Here is a 17,435-nt window from a genome sequence, read left to right as displayed (position 1 = left end):
CATTTGGCGGAGCTGGCAGCAATTTTCGGTGATCGTTGGAAGGTCGGAAGCTAACGTCCACTCACCACCCCTCATCGCCGCTAAAGCCGCGGATTTGGACTGCCTGAAAACGGTCGGGCGGCTTTACCTCGCCAAACGATGCGATCGGCGCCCCGGAAAGGCGATGAAGGGTGGTAAGCTGCCGCTACGCGCCGTCTCGGTCCAAACGGATTGCCTCTTCCAAAAAACGTTGCGGTTCTCGAACAAACTTCATGGCCCGCGATTGCATGATCGTTCTGACGACAGCTTCCCGGTTCGGCAGAAGGATCGCCCCATCCCTCGTGGCAAGGATGCAATCGAAATGGCGCGCGAGTCCGCAGATACCACCGACTAAATGTAATGAGAGGTCTGCCACATTAAGGCGGAACTGAATGTCCTCAATGACCTGCCCATCGAAGAAGACCTGAATGTCATCGGTCTTCTCATCGCCCCAAATTCGTAGGCTGGCGGACCAAGAATTTTTCTCGGGTAGTAGTGTGCCAAGCCTGGCAAACAGCACATCGGCATCGGTGCTTGAGAAACCCAGACGAATTTCATCGAGTTGCTCGCGCCTCATCCGTGCAGCAGTGGCTCCAGCGATACGGGCCGATGATGCTGGAACGAAGTCAAGAACGAATTGCCAAACCGCCATCGTCATATCGTAGCGCGTGATCGAACGTCCGCAATGGGGCGTAAGCCGCCATCCCAGCGCAAGCTGAAACAACGGCCAATAAACGGTGCCCGCGTTCAGCGCCCCTTGAACACCGGTCTGCGCTTTTCGGCAAAGGCCGTGACGCCCTCCACGAAATCCTGCGTGCGGGAGGCGTCGCGCTGGCCGAGGCGTTCGTTGGTGAGGGCCTGTTCCAGCGTGCAGTCGGTCGCCGCCCAAGCGACCTGCTTGATCCGGCGCAGCGACCACGGACCTTGCGCCAGTTCGCCCGCCAGCGCGAGGGCAGCGGCATCGAGGTCTTCGTCAGGCACCACGCGGTTGACGAGGCCCCATTCCAGCGCCCTGGCGGCGGGGAGACGCTCGCCCAGCAGCATCATTTCCATGGCGCGCACGCGGCCCACCGCGCGGGTCAGCAGCCACGAGGAACCGCCATCGGGCACAAGGCCGACGTGGCGGAAGGCCTGAAGGAAGAAGCCGCTTTCGGCGCAGAGGATCAGGTCGCCCGCCATGGCGAGGCCCGCGCCCACGCCCGCTGCCGCGCCGCGAACGGCGGTGACGACCGGTTGCTCCATGTTGCGCATGGCGATGATGACCGGATTGAAGTGACGATCCAGCAGAGTGCCCACGTCGCGGCGCGGATCGGCCAGCATGTCGGACGCATCGCCGAGATTCGCGCCCGAGCAGAACGCCTTGCCCTCGCCCGTCAGCACCACAGCCCGTGCCTCGAACGAGGCGCGGGTCATGGCGTCGAACAATTCCTCGCCCATCTGCGCGGAGCCGGCATTGCGGGTGGCGGGATCGTTCATCGAAACCCGCGCGACACCGTTTTCGAGGCTGTAGAGGACTTTCTCGTAGGTCATTTCAGGCATCGCTCCGTAATCCGTACCGGCTCAGGCCAGCATCTTTCCGAGACGGCCATTCACGATTTCCTCGGCCTCGGCAACGATCCTGTCGATCAGTTGCTTGCAGGTGGGAACATCGTGGATCAGGCCCTGCACCATTCCGGCCCAGAAGATGCCCTTCGTGAGATCGCCGCTCTGGAGCAGTTCGCGCCCGACGGCGCCTGCCACGAGGTGGCGGATATCGTCGAAGACCGCATCGGGCCGCGCCGAAATCTCGACGACCTCGTCGGATACGTCGTTCTTGCCGACGCGCGCGGTGTTCTTGAACTTGCGGAAGATGAGGTTGGTGCCCCGCTCGTCGTTCTCGACGTACTTGGCCTTCACGTTGTCATGGATCGGCGCTTCCCGCGTGGCGCAGAAGCGGGTGCCCATGTTGATGCCCTCCGCCCCCAGTGCCAGCGCCGCGACGAGACCGCGCCCATCGCCGAAACCGCCGCTGGCCAGCATCGGGATCTTCACCTTGTCCGCCGCCGAGGGGATCAGGATCAGGCCGGGAATGTCATCCTCGCCCGGATGGCCGGCGCATTCGAAACCATCGATCGAGATGATGTCGCAGCCGTGCTTCTCGGCCGAAAGCGCGTGGCGCACGGCGGTGCACTTGTGAAGCACGGTGATCCCGTGCGGCTTCACCATCTCCCAGATTTCGCGAACCTGCTGCGTGCCGGCGGTCTCGATGATCTTCACGCCGCCGTCGATCGCGGCCTGGGCATAGGCCTTGTAATCGGGCGGAAGGATGGTCGGGAACACGGTGATGTTCACGGCGAACGGCTTGTCGGTCATCGACCGGCAACGCTCGATCTCCTCGCGCAGCGCATGCGGGCTGGGCTGGGTGAGCGCGGTCAGCGTGCCGAGGCCGCCTGCATTGGACACGGCGCTGGCAAGTTCGGCCAGACCCACCCCCTGCATGCCGCCCTGCACGATCGGATGCTCGATACCGAGCATCTCGGTGACGCGGGTCTTGAACGCCATTGCCTGTGAACTCCCAAAAAGCCTCTTTCCGGCGGTCCTAGGGGGGATTGCCGCGCTTGGGGACACCCAAGGCGCAAAGGACGAAGCAATTCGCGCGGGCGATGCAGGGCGCGTTCCGGATATTGAAAGCCGGCATCTGATACCCAGATCCCGCATTCCACGATTTCAGGGAGTTTGACGAAGTGAACGGTTTCAAGACGGCCATGCTGCTGGCGGCGCTCACGGCGCTGTTCATGGGGCTGGGCTATATCTTCGGCGGCAGCGGCGGCGCGGCGATCGCGCTGGTCGTGGCGGCGGGGATGAACCTGTTCACCTTCTGGAACGCCGACAGCATCGTGCTCAGGATGCACAACGCGCGCGAAGTGGACGAACGCACCGCGCCGGAGTTCTACAATCTCGTCGCCGGGCTGGCCCGCCGCGCGCAGTTGCCGATGCCGCGCGTCTATCTGGTCGAGAGCCCCAACCCGAACGCCTTCGCCACCGGCCGCAATCCCCGAAACGCCGCCGTAGCCGCGACGACCGGCCTGCTCGACATGCTGGACCGCGAGGAAGTGGCCGCGGTCATGGCTCACGAGCTTGGCCATGTGAAGAACCGCGACACCCTCATCATGACCATGGTGGCGACGATTGCCGGCGCCATCTCGATGATCGCCAACTTCGGCCTGTTCTTCGGCGGCCACCTTGGTGGAGGCAGCGGCGAGAATCGGCCCAATCCGCTCGCCGCCATGGCAGCGGTGTTCATGGCGCCTTTCGCGGCGATGATCGTGCAGATGGCGATCAGCCGCACCCGCGAATTCGGAGCGGACAAGGCCGGCGCCGAAATCAGCGGCAACCCGCGCGCCCTCGCCTCGGCGCTGGCCAGGATCGCAGGCCCTGCACAAGCCGTCCCGAACGCCGCGTCCGAGCGCAACCCGGCAGCCGCCCAGCTCTACATCGTGCCGACTTCGGTATCGGACCTGTTCTCGACCCACCCGGCGACCGAGAAGCGCATCGCCGCGCTCATGGCGATGGAGAACCGCGGCATGGCTCAACCGTCACGGCGCTCCGCCTCTGCGCTCGATCCGAACCGGAGCTAGCGCAAGAGGCCAGCGAAACCGGGGCAGGCACCGCCAGCAAGGAGCGCCCGCCCCTTCCTCCCGACCGCCCCCGATCCCTCGTTTCAAAAAGCGCGTCCACGATGCTCGGGACGCGCCCGGCCATTGCCTGCCTCGCCCACGGTTGTACATTCGTTCAACACGAATGAAGAACCATCTGAGAGGTGTCGGAGTGCTTAAATCTGTCGACGGCGGGCTGCGGTCCGTCCCGTTTCCGATCGATGATCCCGAACGGATCCCGGTCAAGCGCTACTACGACGCCGAGTTCTACCAGGCGGAGCTTGACCATCTGTGGCCTCACGTCTGGCAGATGGCCTGCCGCGAGGAACAGATCCCCGAAGTAGGCGACTGGATCGAGTACGAGAACGTCGGCAAGTCCGTCATCATCGTGCGCACCGCCAGCGGCGTGAAGGCGTTCCATAACGCCTGCCGCCATCGCGGCGTGCCTTTCGCGGGCGGCACCGGCAATGCCCATGGCAACTGCTCGAAGTCCGGCTTCGTCTGCCCGTTCCACGGCTGGCGCTGGAACATGGACGGCGAATCCACGCAGGTCTACGGCAAGCACATGTTCTCGGAGCGTCAGCTCCAGGAAGACGACATCAACCTGATCCCCTGCCGCGCCGAGACTTTCATCGGCTGCGTATGGATCAATCATGACCATGACGCACCTTCCGTGCGGGAATCGCTCGGCCCGATCGCCGAAAACCTCGAAGCGCGCGGGCTCGACAAGATGCGGGCCGAATGGTGCTACGGCGCCGTGCTGCCGGCCAACTGGAAGATCGCGATGGAAGCCTTCATGGAAGGCTACCACGTGATGCAGACGCATCCGCAGCTCCAGCACGCCGCGCCGATGATGTACGATTCCATGTACAAGACCCCGCGCGGCCCGGTTCCGATCATGGCCGAAGCCCACCTCTCCTATCGCGAGAACCAGGAGTTGCAGGTCAACTCGATGGCGCTCCTCAGCGAAGGCATGGCGGGCATGGTCCACGAAAAGGAAGTGGAAATCGCCCGCGGCCTCATCGGCATCGAGGAAGGCCTGCCCGAAGACCAGAACATGGCGATGTTCCACTGGCTCGGCATCGTCATGCACCAGATCACGGAACAGCTCAAAGCACGCGGCGAGCCGGTGCCCGATCTTTGCACGCTGTCGCAGACGCACCCCGTCAATGCGGTGGAATTCCTCTTCCCGCACTACTTCCTGCTGCCGTACTTCACCTCGATGTCGGCCTACCGCATTCGCCCGCTGGGCCCGGAAAGCTGCTACTTCGAGATCTGGTCGCTCACTTACTGCCCGGAAGGCAAAGAACCGGAGCCCGTCATGGAGCCGGTCGACCTGCCTTACAACAGCCCCGAATTCCCGCCGATCCCGCGGCAGGACTATGGCAACATCCCCATCCAGCAGAAGGGGCTGCACGCCACCGGGTTTGAATTCATGCGCCTGTCCAAGGACGTCGAAGGCATGATCAGCAATTACCAGCGGATCGTGGACGGCTATCTGAAAGGCGTGCCGCAGGACAAGCTCGCCAAAGCCATCCACAAGCTCGGCGGCAACTTCGACGGGAAGATCGAGGATCTCGGCTTCTGATAACGGCCGGAGCCCTGCCCGTCCGGGCGGGGCTCCCTCCCCTTGATCCCGCGTTCCGGCAGGATGGCCCTGACCGCCATCACCGGAATGCGGATCGGCCTGCTCAGTCGGCCCCGGCTTCGCCGGTCAGCGCCGCGACCAGCGCCTTGACCTTCTTCTGCCGCCATTGCGGCAGCGGCGCCACCAGCCAGTATCCGCGCCGGGACGGAACGGTGGCCTGAATGGCGGCGCGTTCGTCCGCCCCCATCAAGCCCCGCGCCAGCAGCCCCGGAACGCGCGCGCGGCCCAGCCCGGAACGCGCCGCCGCAATCGCCTGGCCGGCATCGCTGACGGCGATCGCGGGCTTGGCCTCCTCGTTCTCCTGGCCCAGTTCGCCGCCGGGCGTGGGATCGCCCGGCCAGCCGATCCAGTCTCCCACACCGACTTCGACCCATTCGGCCGCGCCCAGTGCAGCGCCTTCCAGTTCGCCGGGCCCATCAGTCCAGCGGACGGCGAGATCGAGATTGGCCTCGGTGAAATCGGTCAGTTCGCCATCGACGATGACGTAGCGCACCTGCGGATTGTCGGCACGGAACTGCGCAAGGCGCGGCGCCAGCCATGCGGCGAAGAATTCGCGCGGCGCGGCGATGGTATAGACATGGCTGGATTGCCCGGCCTGCATGGCCTGCACGGCATCCTCGAAATGCAGGAAACCGGTCCTCAGCGCGGCCAGCCCCGCCCCCGCTTCCTCGGTCAGCTCCAGACCCTTGCTGGTCCGCCGGAACAGGACCACGCCGAGGAGATCCTCAAGGGCGCGAATCTGCTGACCGACGGCGGCGGGAGTCACCGCCAGTTCGTCGGCCGCGCGGGTGAAGGAAAGGTGGCGTGCCGCTGCATCGAAAACGCGCAGGGCATTGAGGGGCAGGTGCGTGCGCTTCATGGAAGTTCCCTATGCGCAGTCGCCATAGCGGGCAATGGGCATCTGGAATGTATTGGCCGTCGGGAATGTTCTGCCGCAACCCCGGCGAGGGCGATGCCGCAATCCCGGCGAGGGCGATGCCGCAATCCCGGCGAAGGCGATGCCTCAACCCGCCGTTGCGGGAGCGGCCAGCGGGAAGAAGGGAATTGCCGCCTCCACCTGCTCGCCGTCGCTTCGCGTGAAGGTGTAGTACCCCTCCATCGAGCCCTGCGGGGTCGAAAGCGGGCAGCCCGACACGTAATCGTGGCTGGCGCCGGGGCGAATGACCGGCTGTTCGCCGACGATGCCTTCACCCTCGACGATGCTGACATCGCCGTTTCCGTCCGTGATGCGCCAGTGCCGGGTGAGAAGCTGGAGCGTATCGTCCGAATCATTCTCGATGCGGATGTGATAGACCCAGAACCACTTGCCCGCCTCAATCCGAGATTGCTCGGGCAGGAAATTCACGGCGACCCTGACAGTCACGCCGTCGGTCAGTGCGGTATGCTGGAACAGTTCCTTCATAACACCCGCCAGCCTAACGACGAATCGGGATGCCTACAACAGGCTAGGCGGCCACCCCTGTCCCGGATGCGATCACCTTTAGCCACATTCCGGCGAAGCGCCGGCCGGACAGGAAACAACATCCATATCCGGCCGATTCACCGCCCGAAAAGCAAGGTATTGCAGGCCTCAGAGCCCCGCCCTGGTCAGTGCCTGGTCGAGATCCTCGATGATATCGTCGGCATCTTCCAGGCCCACGTTGATGCGCAGCATCCCCTCGGAGATGCCCATGGCCTCGCGGCCTTCCGGCCCCATGTTGTGGTGCGTGGTGGATGCCGGGTGGCACATCAGCGAGCGCGAGTCGCCGATGTTGTTCGAGATGTCGACCAGTTCCAGCGCGTCGAGCAAGGCATGGGCCTGCTCGCGCCCGCCATCGACGATGAAGCTGAAGATCGGGCCGCAGGCATCCATCTGCTTGCGGGCCAGCGCCTGCTGCGGATGGCTGTCGAGCCAGGGATGCAGGATCCGCGGCACCCGGCCGGCAACGAACTCACCGACCTTCAGCGCGTTCTCGCTCTGCTTCTTCGCCCGCAGGTCAAGCGTTTCGAGACCCTTGAGCACGACCCAGGCGTTGAACGGCGAAAGGTTGGGGCCGGTGTTGCGCTGGAACGGCAGGAGCTTGTCGTTGATGAATTCCTCGGTGCCGCAAACGGCGCCCGCCAGAACGCGGCCCTGCCCGTCCATCAGCTTGGTGGCCGAATAGGCAACGACATCCACGCCGAACTCCATCGGACGCTGGAGAACCGGCGAACAGAACGCATTGTCGACCACGGTAGTGATGCCGTGCGCCTTGGCGATCGCGCAGATGCCTTCGATGTCGGCAATGTCCATCGTCGGATTGGCGGGCGATTCGAAGAAGAACACCTTGGTGTTAGGCCGGATCGCCGCTTCCCATGCAGCCGTATCGGTCGCGTCGATCACGGTGACGTCGATGCCGAAACGCGGCAGCAGGCTATCGCCCAGCCAGCGGCACGAACCGAAAGCGGCGCGCGCGGAAACCATATGGTCGCCGGCCGAAAGCTGGCACAGCAGCGCCGCCGTCATCGCAGCCATGCCGGAAGCCTGCGTGCGGCAGGCATCGGCACCCTCAAGCAGCGCGATGCGCTCTTCCAGCATCTGCACCGTCGGGTTCTGCAACCGCGAGTACGTCATGCCGTCGTCCTCGCCCATGAAGCGGGCGGCGACCGTGGCTGCGTCGTCGTAGCTGTAGCCCGAAGTGAGGAACAGCGCTTCGCTGGTCTCCCCCATTTCGGAGCGCCAGGTGCCCCCGCGGATCGCGCGGGTGGCAGGGCGCCAGTTGCGGGTCTTGGTGCGGTCCTGTCCGGTGGTGCGTTTCATGGGCCATGCCTCTAGGATCGTGAGCGACGCAGTGCAAGTCTAGGTGCCGTTCAACCCCATCTCAGCCGGCCTTGCAGTCGCTCGCTTTCCTCCCTATTCCGCCGAGCCGATGCCGACCGTTTCCCGTAATGACCGAGACCCGATCGGCTGGAGCCTGATCGTGACGGGCCTGTTCCTGGCCCTCGCCCTGTTCCGCATTTCCGAGCCGGGACGGTACTACTTCGACGAGATCCATTACGTTCCCGCAGCGCTCAAGCTGCTGGACATGGTTCCCGCCAATCGCGAGCATCCGATGTTCGCCAAGGAAGTGATCGCCGGGTTCATCGCCCTCATCGGCGACCGGCCCTTTGCATGGCGCATCGGCCCGGTGCTCTTCGGAACGTTCGGCCTGCTGGCCTTTTCGCGCTTCATCTGGCTCATTTCCGGCCGCCGCCGCGCCGCGATCACCGCCACGGTGCTTCTCGCGACCAATTTCACATGGTTCGTGCAAAGCCGGATCGCGATGCTCGACATGGTGGAGGCGTCGCTCTGCATGGTCGGCCTCTGGCAGTTCGCCGCCGCGCTTCGATCGGGTTCGGCAGGAGCCGCGAGGGCGCGGCTGGCGATGACGGGGATCGCGCTGGGGCTGTCGCTGGGCGCCAAGTGGAGCAGCGCGCCGGCGCTTGCCATTCCCGGGCTCTGGTTCCTGGCCCTGCGCATCCGGGAGAATGGCTGGAAGATCGTCGGCAGCAGGAAAGCAGGCCCGATTCCCGGGATATCGCTGATCGAGGCGGGGTTCTGGCTCGGCCTGCTACCCCTGGCGGTCTATTGGGCGACCTACCTGCCCGCGATGTTCTATAGCGTTCGTCCCGTCTCGCCCTGGGGCTTCATCGAACAGCACCGCCACATGATAGCGCTGCAGGACAGCGTGAAGAAGCTCCACCCCTATCGCAGCCAGTGGTACCAGTGGATGGTCGACTGGCGGCCGATCTGGTACCAGTTCGAGAGTATCGAAGGGCGTCAGCATGGCATCGTCATGCTCGGCAACCCGTTCTCCATGATCGCGGGACTTTTCGCCCTGATCTGGAGCATCTGGGCCGCGACGTTCCGCCGCCGATCGGAGCTCACGGTGCTCATCGCGCTCTATGCCGGGACGCTGGGCATGTGGATCGTCAACGGCAAGCCCATCCAGTTCTACTATCACTATCTGCTGCCGGGCGCTTTCCTCATGGCCATTCTGGCATTCGCTCTGGATGCCCTGTGGGATCGCCGCGACAAGTGGCGCCGTGCCGGAACGATAGCCATGTGGGGCTCCGTCGGCATGTTCGTCCTGTTCTACCCGATCATTTCAGGCGCCCCGCTGCCCACCAAGGAATTCTACAATTTCTGGATGTGGCTGCCGAACTGGCGCTGATCCTCAGAGATCGGCCCGCAGCCGCAACCGGATTGCTTGGGCCGACGCGCTGACCACCGCCCCGAGCCCTGCCATTGCCATGTCCTTCTGCGGGTCCCAGGGATCGCCCTGCTGTCCATTGTAGGCCAGCGCATCGGGCCCGGCCATGAACACCGTCAGCAGCCATTCGAATATCTCGTAGAGAGCGCTGCCCGCCAGCACGAACTCGACTGAGATATAAGTGGCAAGGGACAGCGACAGCCCCTTATGCCGGACGAGCCATACCGAGATCGGATGGACCCACAGCGCACCGAAACTGAAATGGACAAGCCGGTCCCAGGTGTTGCGCTCCAGGCCCAGCGTCGCCGCCGGCGACGGCAGACCGAGCGCCCGCGCCCAATCCTCGTAGGGGACATGGGAGTAGACGTAACGCCCACCGATCGTGTGCAGCACAAGAAACAGGCAGATGCAGGCGACGGCGCTGGTCGGTAGAGGCCACCGCCGCAAAGACCAGAAGATCGCGCCGAGAATCGCCAGAGTGGGAAGATTCTGCATCGGCGCCAGACGCGGAAACGGCGTGTCCAGCAAGCTGAACAACGCCGCTACGCCCGTGAGCACGAGCCACAGAACCTGAATGCGCGGCACCGCGTGCCGCGGCATATTCACGCTCAGTACTTGCCCCAGACGAACTTGGAGGACAGCGCGAAGTTCCACACCGAACCCAGCACGATGCCGGTGATGACTGCCACCACGGCATGGATGCCGATGGTCTTGAGCACGGCGGCCGAACCGATGTTGGTCAACAGGCCCAGCGAGCAGGTCACCGCGAACTGCGCCCAGCCGCGCATCAGCGGTCCGAAGCCGCGCAGGCGCTTGTCAGAATAAGTCAGTTCGTTGTTCAGGACGAAGTTGAACGTCATCGCCACGACCGCAGCAATGGTGTTCGCGATGTTGAATGTCGCGCTTTCCGACCAGTTTCCGTAGACGAAGCGCTCGGCGAACACGAGGTGGAGCATGATCCACAGCGCACTCAGTTGCACCAGCACGCCCAAGGCGCCAACGGTGCCGAACAGCGCGAAACGGGTCGGAATGATCCGGCCCAGCCATTTGTCGTAAAGGCCCACGAGGAATTCGAACACGACGGTCTGGTCCAGTTTGCTTTCGCCTTCGGCTCGCGCCGCGAAATGGAGCGGAAACTCCTTGACGCGAAGCGGACGATCGACAGTTGCGAGGATATCGAGAAGAATCTTGAAGCCCACCCCCGACAGGCGGTGGGCATCCGCACGCAGCGTCTCGGTGCGCAGCATGAAGAAGCCGCTCATCGGGTCGGTCAGCTCAACGCCGGTCACCTTGTTGGCGATCCGGTTGGCAAGGCCCGACGCCTTGACGCGATCGGGACGACCCCATGCCTCGGTGCTGGCGCCTTCGGCGAAGCGCGAGGCATAGGCAAGGTCATACTCGCCCGAAGTTACGGCCTTCAGCATCTGCGGCAGCAGCTCGGGATCATGCTGGTGGTCGGCATCCATCACCGCGACGATCGGCGCCGCGGTGGAGCACATGCCCTCGATGGCGGCGCTGGCAAGGCCGCGCCTACCGATGCGCTGGATGCAGCGTACACGCGGATCGTCCAGCGACAGGCGGCGCGCCTCGTCCGAGGTGCCGTCGGGGCTGTTGTCATCGACAAAGACAGCCTCCCACACCACGCCCTTGAGCGCGGCGTCGAGCCGCTCGATCATCGTCGCGATGTTCTTGCGCTCGTTGTAGGTGGGCAGGACGATGGCCAGCTCAAGCGGCTTGGCTGCGACGTCGAGCGCCTCTGCGAGATCCGAACGAGTAATGTTCATGCGCCCCGTACTAGGTGGAAAACCTGAATAAAAATCTATCGTCAGTTAAGGTCGCGGGACCTTACAGGCGTTCGACGACCGCGTCACCGATTTCCCGCGTTCCCGCAGAACCGCCCAGATCGCCGCCCTTGATGCCGTCCGCCAGGGTCTTCGCCACGGCCGCCTCGATACGGGCAGCTTCGACTTCGAGGCCAAGCGAATGGCGCAGCAGCATCGCCGCGGAGAGGATCGTTGCCATCGGATTGGCAAGGCCCTTGCCCGCGATGTCCGGCGCCGAACCGTGGATCGGCTCATAAAGGCCGTAAGTACCCTCGGCAAGGCTGGCCGAAGCCAGCAGCCCGATCGAGCCCACGCACATAGAGGCCTGGTCGGAAAGAATGTCACCGAACAGATTGCCGGTGACGATCACGTCGAACTGGCCGGGGTTCTTCACCAGCTGCATCGCCGCATTGTCGACGTACATGTGGCTGAGTTCGACCTCGGGATATTCCTTGGCGACCTCGATCACGACATCGCGCCAGAGCTGCGAGGTCTCGAGGACGTTCGCCTTGTCGACCGAGCAAAGCTTCTTCGAACGCCCCATTGCCGCCGTGAAGCCGACATGCGCGATGCGGCGCACTTCATCCTCGGCGTAGGACATCATGTCCCAGCCCTGGCGGCGGCCGTCTTCCAGCGTGCGCATGCCCTTCTCGCCGAAGTACACATCGCCGTTGAGTTCGCGCACGATCAGCAGGTCGATCTTGCTGGCGACTTCGGGACGAAGCGTGGTCAGGTCCTCGAGGCCCGCGAAAACCTGCGCCGGGCGCAAGTTGGCGAAGAGGCCGAGCTCCTTGCGCAGGCCAAGAATGGCCTGCTCCGGGCGCAAGTGACGCTCCAGATGATCGCACGAGAAATCGCCCACCGCGCCGAACAGGATCGCCTGCGACGAACGCGCGATTTCCAGGGTTTCGGCCGGAAGCGGATGGCCATGCTTGCGATAGGCGACGCCGCCGACATCGCCTTCGACGAGTTCGAGGCCTGGAAGATCGAGCTTCTGAAGCACGCGCACTGCCTGCTCGGTGACCTCGGGACCGATCCCGTCTCCTGCAAATACCGCAATGCGCATGTCGTTCTCCGCTTGGCGTCAACCGTGAATCCGCCCCAGCCGCTCACGCAGCAGGACGCGCGCCCCCATAGCGTCTCCACGCCGATCGGCAAGCGGATAGCGCGCCAGTTCGCGGCCGAGCAGGTCGAAAGTAGTGAGTATCGCCCCCCAGTCGTCATCCTCGGGACGCGCAACCGGCACGCCGTAGCCAAGCTCGCGCAGCAGGAGGACTTCGTAGGACAGGAGCGGCAGCGCCCAGCCCCGGGCGGAGGGGGCAACGCAGATCGCCTCCAGCAGCGCGCCAAGCGCCTGGTAAAGCGCGGGATAGGGATGGCGCTCGGGCAGGCAGGTGGCGGTAAGCGCCGTGACCCAGGCGATAGCGGCGGCGGGGAGCGGTTCACCCAGCCATGGGCCGCGACTGGAAACCAGTTCGATGCGGGCGAAAGGAAGCTGACTATCGCTTTTCGAGCGGATTTCCGCCTCGACGCCGTTGCCGGGAATCAGCACCGGCCGCAGTTCACGCCCCCTGCCTCCGGCGACATAGGCCGCGACGAGACCCGCTTCCGCCGTCAACAGGCGAACGATGGCGGCTGTTTCGCCGTGAGGCCGGGAGGCACAAACGATGGCGGAAGCGCGAAGCTGCATGATGCGGCTTGCAGGGCCTCAGCTACAGCGACGCACGATCAGGGAAACGAAACGCGAGAAGGCGTGGGACGACCCGGCCTTCGCGGGGCCGGAACTACGAACCGGACTTGGCTTCGAGTGCGGCGATCCGGTCCTTGAGCGTTTCCACTTCGGCACGCGAGGTGGCGGCAAGTTCCTTTACCGCTTCGAATTCCTCACGGGTGACATAGTCCATGTCGCCCATGAATTCCTTGAAGCGCTCACGCGCATTGTCGCGGGCTTCCCGGCCCACGCCGGCGAGCGTGCCGGCGGCACTGTTCATCATCTTGACGAAGTCGGCGACGAAAGGGTTTTCGCTTTGCATGGGAGCCTATTTGGTATGTTGCGCGAAGCCGCGCAAGAGCCCTTTGCTCAAATCTCGAAGCGTTCCACCGCCCGCGGCCCTTCAGCACCATCGAGAGAGGTATTCGCCTCAAGAAACGCGTAGTTCAGGTATGTCGCGAAGCAGATCCACACGAGATAGGGCACGAGCAGCAGCGCCGCGACGGGGCGAATCCGCCAGAACAGCGCTATCGTCAGAAGCACCGCGAAATCCATCGCCGCGATCACCGCGAGTCCGATGGTCATCTGATGGGCGCCGAAGAACACCGGGCTCCACGCCAGGTTAAGCGCGAACTGCAGGACGAACGCGGCCACCGCCAGCCCGCGTCCGCGCGCGCCGCGCGCCGAACAGACCATCGCCAGCGCCACGCCCATCAACACATAGAGTAGCGTCCAGACGATCGGGAAGGCGATGGGCGGCGGATAAGTGGCGGGCTTTGCCAATGCATCGAACCAGGCATTGCCGGGCCCGCTCTGCGAAACCTTGCCCGAGATGAAGCCCAGCAGCACGACCAGCGGGACGAGCACAAGCGACCAGCGCAGCAGGCTGGCGCGCAACTGGCCCGACGAAGCGATCAGGTTCATTCCCCTAGCAACTCCCGAATCAGGAAAACCGCGACATCAGGCGGTGGATTCCGGCAAGTTGTGTAACGAGCCTGCCCGGCGCGCAATCACCTGATATCCCGAAATTCATCCACGTTGCGCCGAAACGAGAAACTCGACGTTACCTTCCGGGCCCTTGATCGGACTTTCGACGATCCCCTGGATCACCCAGCCATCGCCTTCGAGCCAGTCCCGCACCTCGCTGCAGACTCGCTCGTGCAACAGGGGGTCTCGCACGACTCCGCCCTTCCCCACCTCGCCCCGTCCGACTTCGAACTGCGGCTTGATAAGCGCAACCAGCCTGCATTCGGGTGCGGCAAGGCGGAGCGGTACTTCGAGAACCTTTGCGAGCCCGATGAAGCTCGCATCGCACACGACCCAGTTGCACGATGCATCGATCTGCTGCGCCGTGAGCACGCGGGCGCTGGTCTGTTCCAGCACGGTTACGCGCGGGTCCTGACGCAGTTTCCAGGCGAGCTGATTGGTGCCCGAATCCACCGCAAACACGCGCTCAGCGCCATTGCTGAGCAGCACGTCGGTGAACCCGCCCGTGGAACTGCCGATGTCCATGGCGACAGCCCCCGCCGGGTCGAGGCCGAAATGTTCGATCGCATGAGCCAGCTTGATGCCCCCACGCGAAACCCAGGGGTGATCGCGCCCGCGCACTTCAAGCGGCGCGTCGGCCTTAAGGCTCTGCCCGGGCTTGGCGATCTTGGTCTCGCCGGAAAACACCAGCCCTGCCAGCACCAGCGCCTGCGCACGCGTGCGGCTTTCGGCAAGCCCGCGGTCCACCAACGCCTGATCGACACGCAATTTTGCGGATGCCCCCTTGGAATGCGGTGCTTTCTTTTCGACGGAGCGGGGTTCGGACGGGTCAGTCATGGCTTTGCATACTTGAGATGAAGCGCGCCTCATTCCATACCGGGCTCATGAAGGCAAATCCGCGCCGACGCCCGGCTCTCTCCGCGTTCCCCCAGAAACTCGCTTTCGCCCCGCTCGCCGCGCTGGCGATGGTCGCCGGCTGCGTAGCGCCGAGCAGCCCGCCGCCCGCTCCGCGCCCGGCGCCCGCCCCCGTCGCGCCTCCCGCTCCGACAGCCCCGCCTGCCGCAGACTGGCGAGACGCCCCGCAGACACCGGGCGACTGGAGCATCGCCTCGCCAGGTATCGCCAGCTTCGCCAATGGCACTTTCGGAATACGCTGCAACCGAGGATCGGCCACGGTATCACTGTTCCGCAGCGGCGCGGCGAACGGCCCGGTACCGCTTTCCATCTCCACCTCGGACACCAGCCGCGTGCTCACGGCATCGCCCGTGAACGGCGGCGTTCAGGTGGACCTGCCGGCACGGGACCGCCTGCTTGACGCCATGGCCTTCAGCCGCGGTCGCTTTGCCGCCGAAGTCCAGGGCATGGCGCCGCTCTATATCCCGAGCTGGACCGAAATCTCGCGCGTCATCGAGGACTGTCGCTGAGAGCGCAACGTGCAAAATTGAACAGGAATCGTGGCGAGAAGGCGGATAAATAGCCCATAACTTCTCGCCCTTCCGGAATGTTTTCACGTCATTTCAAGGGCATTCGGGCCGCACTTTCCAGCCCCCGAAATCGAGCCGTCAATGCGGCGCGAAGGCTGGGGAAAACTCACCCGAAGCGTCGATAATGACCGCAAAAAATATGAATTCAAGACTTGTTGTGCGGTGCGGAATCGGACACAAATTTTCTCAGGACGACGGGCCCCGGGAAACGCGCCCGAGAGTTACCGAAGTCCGGCCGCTTCAGTGCGGCAACCTTGGCTCAACAGCGCGAAAGGAGGTGATCCGATGTCTCATGGTTCAGCAGAGAGGTCGGCAATTTCCGTCGCGAGGCATTATCGCTAAATTTTGATGAAGCGATAAAGGCTTTCGCTGGCGGCACTTCCCGGCCGCTGACCATGCGAAGGGCCGCACCGGGCAACCGGGGCGGCCCTTCTCATTTGCATGGCGCGAATTGATTCCCGCAGGTCGAACGCCGTCTCCGGGCAGGGTTTCTCGGGCTGTCGCCTCGCAAGGTCACGCCTCCGGCTTATCCTCCCCGCATCGCGGCAAGCGAATTTCGCACTGGCACTTGCGGGTTTTCCGGGGCTAAGGCCGTTCCGCGACAGTTTTCCCGCCGATCTGCGGATGGCCCATGCCATGGCTCCGCCCGCTGCAGCGTGGTAATACTATAAAATTGAGTATCAAAATTACTTTTCGGTTGCCTTGAGTGTAATTTTCATTCAACGGAGCCGGAACGTCTACAAGAGGATTTCGTTCGATGGCGACTCTCGCCGATGCCGGCCTGACCTTCACCACCCTGCCCCACCCTTCGCCCGCCAGCGCGGAACAGCGTGAGGCCGTACTTGCCAACCCCGGTTTCGGCACGAACTTCTCCGATCACATGGTGGTCATCGAATGGACCGAAGGCCAGGGCTGGCATGACGCGGTCATCGGCCCGCGCCAGCCGATTGCGCTCGATCCCGCGGCAGCAGTGTTGCACTACGCGCAGGAAATCTTCGAAGGCCTCAAGGCCTATGTCCAGACCGACGGCTCGGTGGCTCTGTTCCGCCCCGAGGCGAACGCCGCGCGCTTCAACCAGTCGGCCCAGCGCCTCGCCATGCCCGAGCTTCCCGAGGCCCTTTTCGTCGAAGCCATCGAACGCCTCGTGAAGATCGATCGCAGCTGGATCCCGGACGGCGAAGGCGCCTCGCTCTACCTGCGCCCCTTCATGATCGCCACCGAGGCGTTCCTCGGCGTGCGCCCGGCCAAGCAGTACAAGTTCATCGTCATTGCCAGCCCGGCAGGCAATTACTTCAAGTCGGGCGCGCCTGCCGTCTCGATCTGGGTTTCCGACTACACGCGCGCCGCCCCCGGCGGCACCGGCGCGGCCAAGTGCGGCGGCAACTACGCTGCCAGCCTCGTCCCCCAGGCCGAAGCCATCGCTCGCGGGCACGACCAGGTCGTCTTCCTTGATGCTGCCGAGCACAAGTGGATCGAGGAACTGGGCGGCATGAACCTCTACTTCGTGTTTGAGGACGGCACCCTGCTCACGCCAGCGCTGACCGGCACGATCCTGCCCGGCATCACCCGCGACAGCCTGCTGCAGCTCGCCCGCGAGGAAGGCCTCAAGGTCGAGGAAGGCAAGTACAGCCTCGATCAGTGGCGCGACGATGCGAATTCAGGCAAGCTGATCGAAACCTTTGCCTGCGGTACCGCCGCCGTGGTCACCTCGGTCGGCAAGGTTTCGGGCCGCGACGGTGAATTCACCATCGGTTCGGGCGGCCCCGGCCAGCTTACCGCCAAGCTCAAGAACCGCCTGGTCTCGATCCAGCGTGGCGAAGCTGCCGATACGCATGGCTGGATCCGCAAGGTCTCCTGAACATGAAGCAAGCATCGGGGAGCCATTCTCCCTGATGCTTTACTTCTACCTTTCCGGCGC

At 64.1% G+C, this 17,435-nt stretch carries 18 protein-coding genes; 5 read left to right on the top strand and 13 right to left on the bottom strand.

Going from position 1 to position 17,435, the window contains the following annotated elements:
• Positions 1–184: 184 nt before the first annotated feature.
• The 3 genes from ACXJ16_RS02405 to ACXJ16_RS02395 all read right to left on the bottom strand — a co-directional run bounded on the left by ACXJ16_RS02405 (position 185) and on the right by ACXJ16_RS02395 (position 2,559).
• Positions 185–676: a hypothetical protein gene (locus ACXJ16_RS02405; protein ID WP_443486842.1), complete on the bottom strand. Its 492-nt coding sequence runs from the start codon at positions 674–676 to the stop codon at positions 185–187.
• Positions 677–765: 89 nt separating this feature from the next.
• The gene (locus tag ACXJ16_RS02400) at positions 766–1,557 is read right to left on the bottom strand and encodes an enoyl-CoA hydratase-related protein (RefSeq protein WP_324695996.1); all 792 of its coding nucleotides are present in this window, start codon (positions 1,555–1,557) and stop codon (positions 766–768) included.
• 21 nt (positions 1,558–1,578) lie between these two features.
• On the bottom strand, positions 1,579–2,559 hold the full coding sequence (locus ACXJ16_RS02395; RefSeq protein ID WP_185997038.1) for an NAD(P)H-dependent flavin oxidoreductase: 981 nt from the start codon (positions 2,557–2,559) through the stop codon (positions 1,579–1,581).
• 182 nt (positions 2,560–2,741) lie between these two features.
• Between ACXJ16_RS02395 and htpX the strand changes: the two genes are divergently transcribed.
• Entirely contained in the window at positions 2,742–3,635 is an 894-nt protein-coding gene (gene htpX, locus ACXJ16_RS02390) for a zinc metalloprotease HtpX (RefSeq protein WP_324696000.1), read from the top strand.
• 190 nt (positions 3,636–3,825) lie between these two features.
• Positions 3,826–5,241, top strand: a complete 1,416-nt coding sequence (locus ACXJ16_RS02385; protein ID WP_324696002.1) for an aromatic ring-hydroxylating oxygenase subunit alpha — start codon at positions 3,826–3,828, stop codon at positions 5,239–5,241.
• 103 nt (positions 5,242–5,344) lie between these two features.
• Here the strand turns inward: ACXJ16_RS02385 and ACXJ16_RS02380 are convergent, their stop codons facing one another.
• From ACXJ16_RS02380 to ACXJ16_RS02370, 3 genes are all read right to left on the bottom strand, one after another.
• Positions 5,345–6,160, bottom strand: a complete 816-nt coding sequence (locus tag ACXJ16_RS02380; protein WP_054440412.1) for a LysR family transcriptional regulator — start codon at positions 6,158–6,160, stop codon at positions 5,345–5,347.
• A 144-nt stretch (positions 6,161–6,304) separates the two neighbouring features.
• The gene (gene apaG / locus ACXJ16_RS02375) at positions 6,305–6,703 is read right to left on the bottom strand and encodes a Co2+/Mg2+ efflux facilitator ApaG/CorD (protein WP_185997035.1); all 399 of its coding nucleotides are present in this window, start codon (positions 6,701–6,703) and stop codon (positions 6,305–6,307) included.
• Between the two features lie 168 nt (positions 6,704–6,871).
• Entirely contained in the window at positions 6,872–8,080 is a 1,209-nt protein-coding gene (locus tag ACXJ16_RS02370; protein WP_054440416.1) for a trans-sulfuration enzyme family protein, read from the bottom strand.
• Positions 8,081–8,189: 109 nt separating this feature from the next.
• Here ACXJ16_RS02370 and ACXJ16_RS02365 point away from each other — a divergent pair, with 109 nt between their 5' ends.
• Entirely contained in the window at positions 8,190–9,473 is a 1,284-nt protein-coding gene (locus ACXJ16_RS02365) for a phospholipid carrier-dependent glycosyltransferase (protein WP_463921148.1), read from the top strand.
• Positions 9,474–9,476: 3 nt separating this feature from the next.
• On the opposite strand, the gene ACXJ16_RS02360 is transcribed toward ACXJ16_RS02365, so the two are convergent.
• The 7 genes from ACXJ16_RS02360 to ACXJ16_RS02330 all read right to left on the bottom strand — a co-directional run bounded on the left by ACXJ16_RS02360 (position 9,477) and on the right by ACXJ16_RS02330 (position 14,870).
• On the bottom strand, positions 9,477–10,112 hold the full coding sequence (locus ACXJ16_RS02360) for a DUF2238 domain-containing protein (RefSeq protein ID WP_463921146.1): 636 nt from the start codon (positions 10,110–10,112) through the stop codon (positions 9,477–9,479).
• Between the two features lie 8 nt (positions 10,113–10,120).
• Complete coding sequence (locus ACXJ16_RS02355; protein WP_463921145.1) at positions 10,121–11,296, bottom strand: glycosyltransferase; 1,176 nt, start codon at positions 11,294–11,296, stop codon at positions 10,121–10,123.
• A 61-nt stretch (positions 11,297–11,357) separates the two neighbouring features.
• A complete protein-coding gene (gene leuB, locus ACXJ16_RS02350) occupies positions 11,358–12,401 on the bottom strand; it encodes a 3-isopropylmalate dehydrogenase (protein WP_324696015.1) in 1,044 nt (347 codons plus the stop codon).
• An 18-nt stretch (positions 12,402–12,419) separates the two neighbouring features.
• Positions 12,420–13,025, bottom strand: coding sequence for a DNA repair protein RecO (gene recO / locus ACXJ16_RS02345; RefSeq protein ID WP_054440427.1), 606 nt, complete (start codon positions 13,023–13,025; stop codon positions 12,420–12,422).
• Between the two features lie 94 nt (positions 13,026–13,119).
• The gene (locus ACXJ16_RS02340) at positions 13,120–13,368 is read right to left on the bottom strand and encodes an accessory factor UbiK family protein (RefSeq protein ID WP_054440429.1); all 249 of its coding nucleotides are present in this window, start codon (positions 13,366–13,368) and stop codon (positions 13,120–13,122) included.
• Between the two features lie 47 nt (positions 13,369–13,415).
• Complete coding sequence (locus tag ACXJ16_RS02335; RefSeq protein WP_324696019.1) at positions 13,416–13,970, bottom strand: TspO/MBR family protein; 555 nt, start codon at positions 13,968–13,970, stop codon at positions 13,416–13,418.
• 105 nt (positions 13,971–14,075) lie between these two features.
• A complete protein-coding gene (locus ACXJ16_RS02330; protein WP_463921144.1) occupies positions 14,076–14,870 on the bottom strand; it encodes a TlyA family RNA methyltransferase in 795 nt (264 codons plus the stop codon).
• A gap of 47 nt (positions 14,871–14,917) precedes the next feature.
• Here ACXJ16_RS02330 and ACXJ16_RS02325 point away from each other — a divergent pair, with 47 nt between their 5' ends.
• Positions 14,918–15,457 carry a hypothetical protein gene (locus ACXJ16_RS02325; RefSeq protein ID WP_454797433.1) on the top strand — a complete coding sequence of 180 codons (540 nt, stop codon included), beginning with the start codon at positions 14,918–14,920 and terminating at the stop codon, positions 15,455–15,457.
• Positions 15,458–16,274: 817 nt separating this feature from the next.
• Positions 16,275–17,375, top strand: a complete 1,101-nt coding sequence (locus ACXJ16_RS02320) for a branched-chain amino acid aminotransferase (RefSeq protein WP_054440437.1) — start codon at positions 16,275–16,277, stop codon at positions 17,373–17,375.
• Positions 17,376–17,435: the final 60 nt, after the last annotated feature.

The organism is Novosphingobium sp. TK71, assembly GCF_055361505.1.
This window is presented reverse-complemented; position numbering and strand designations above follow the sequence as displayed.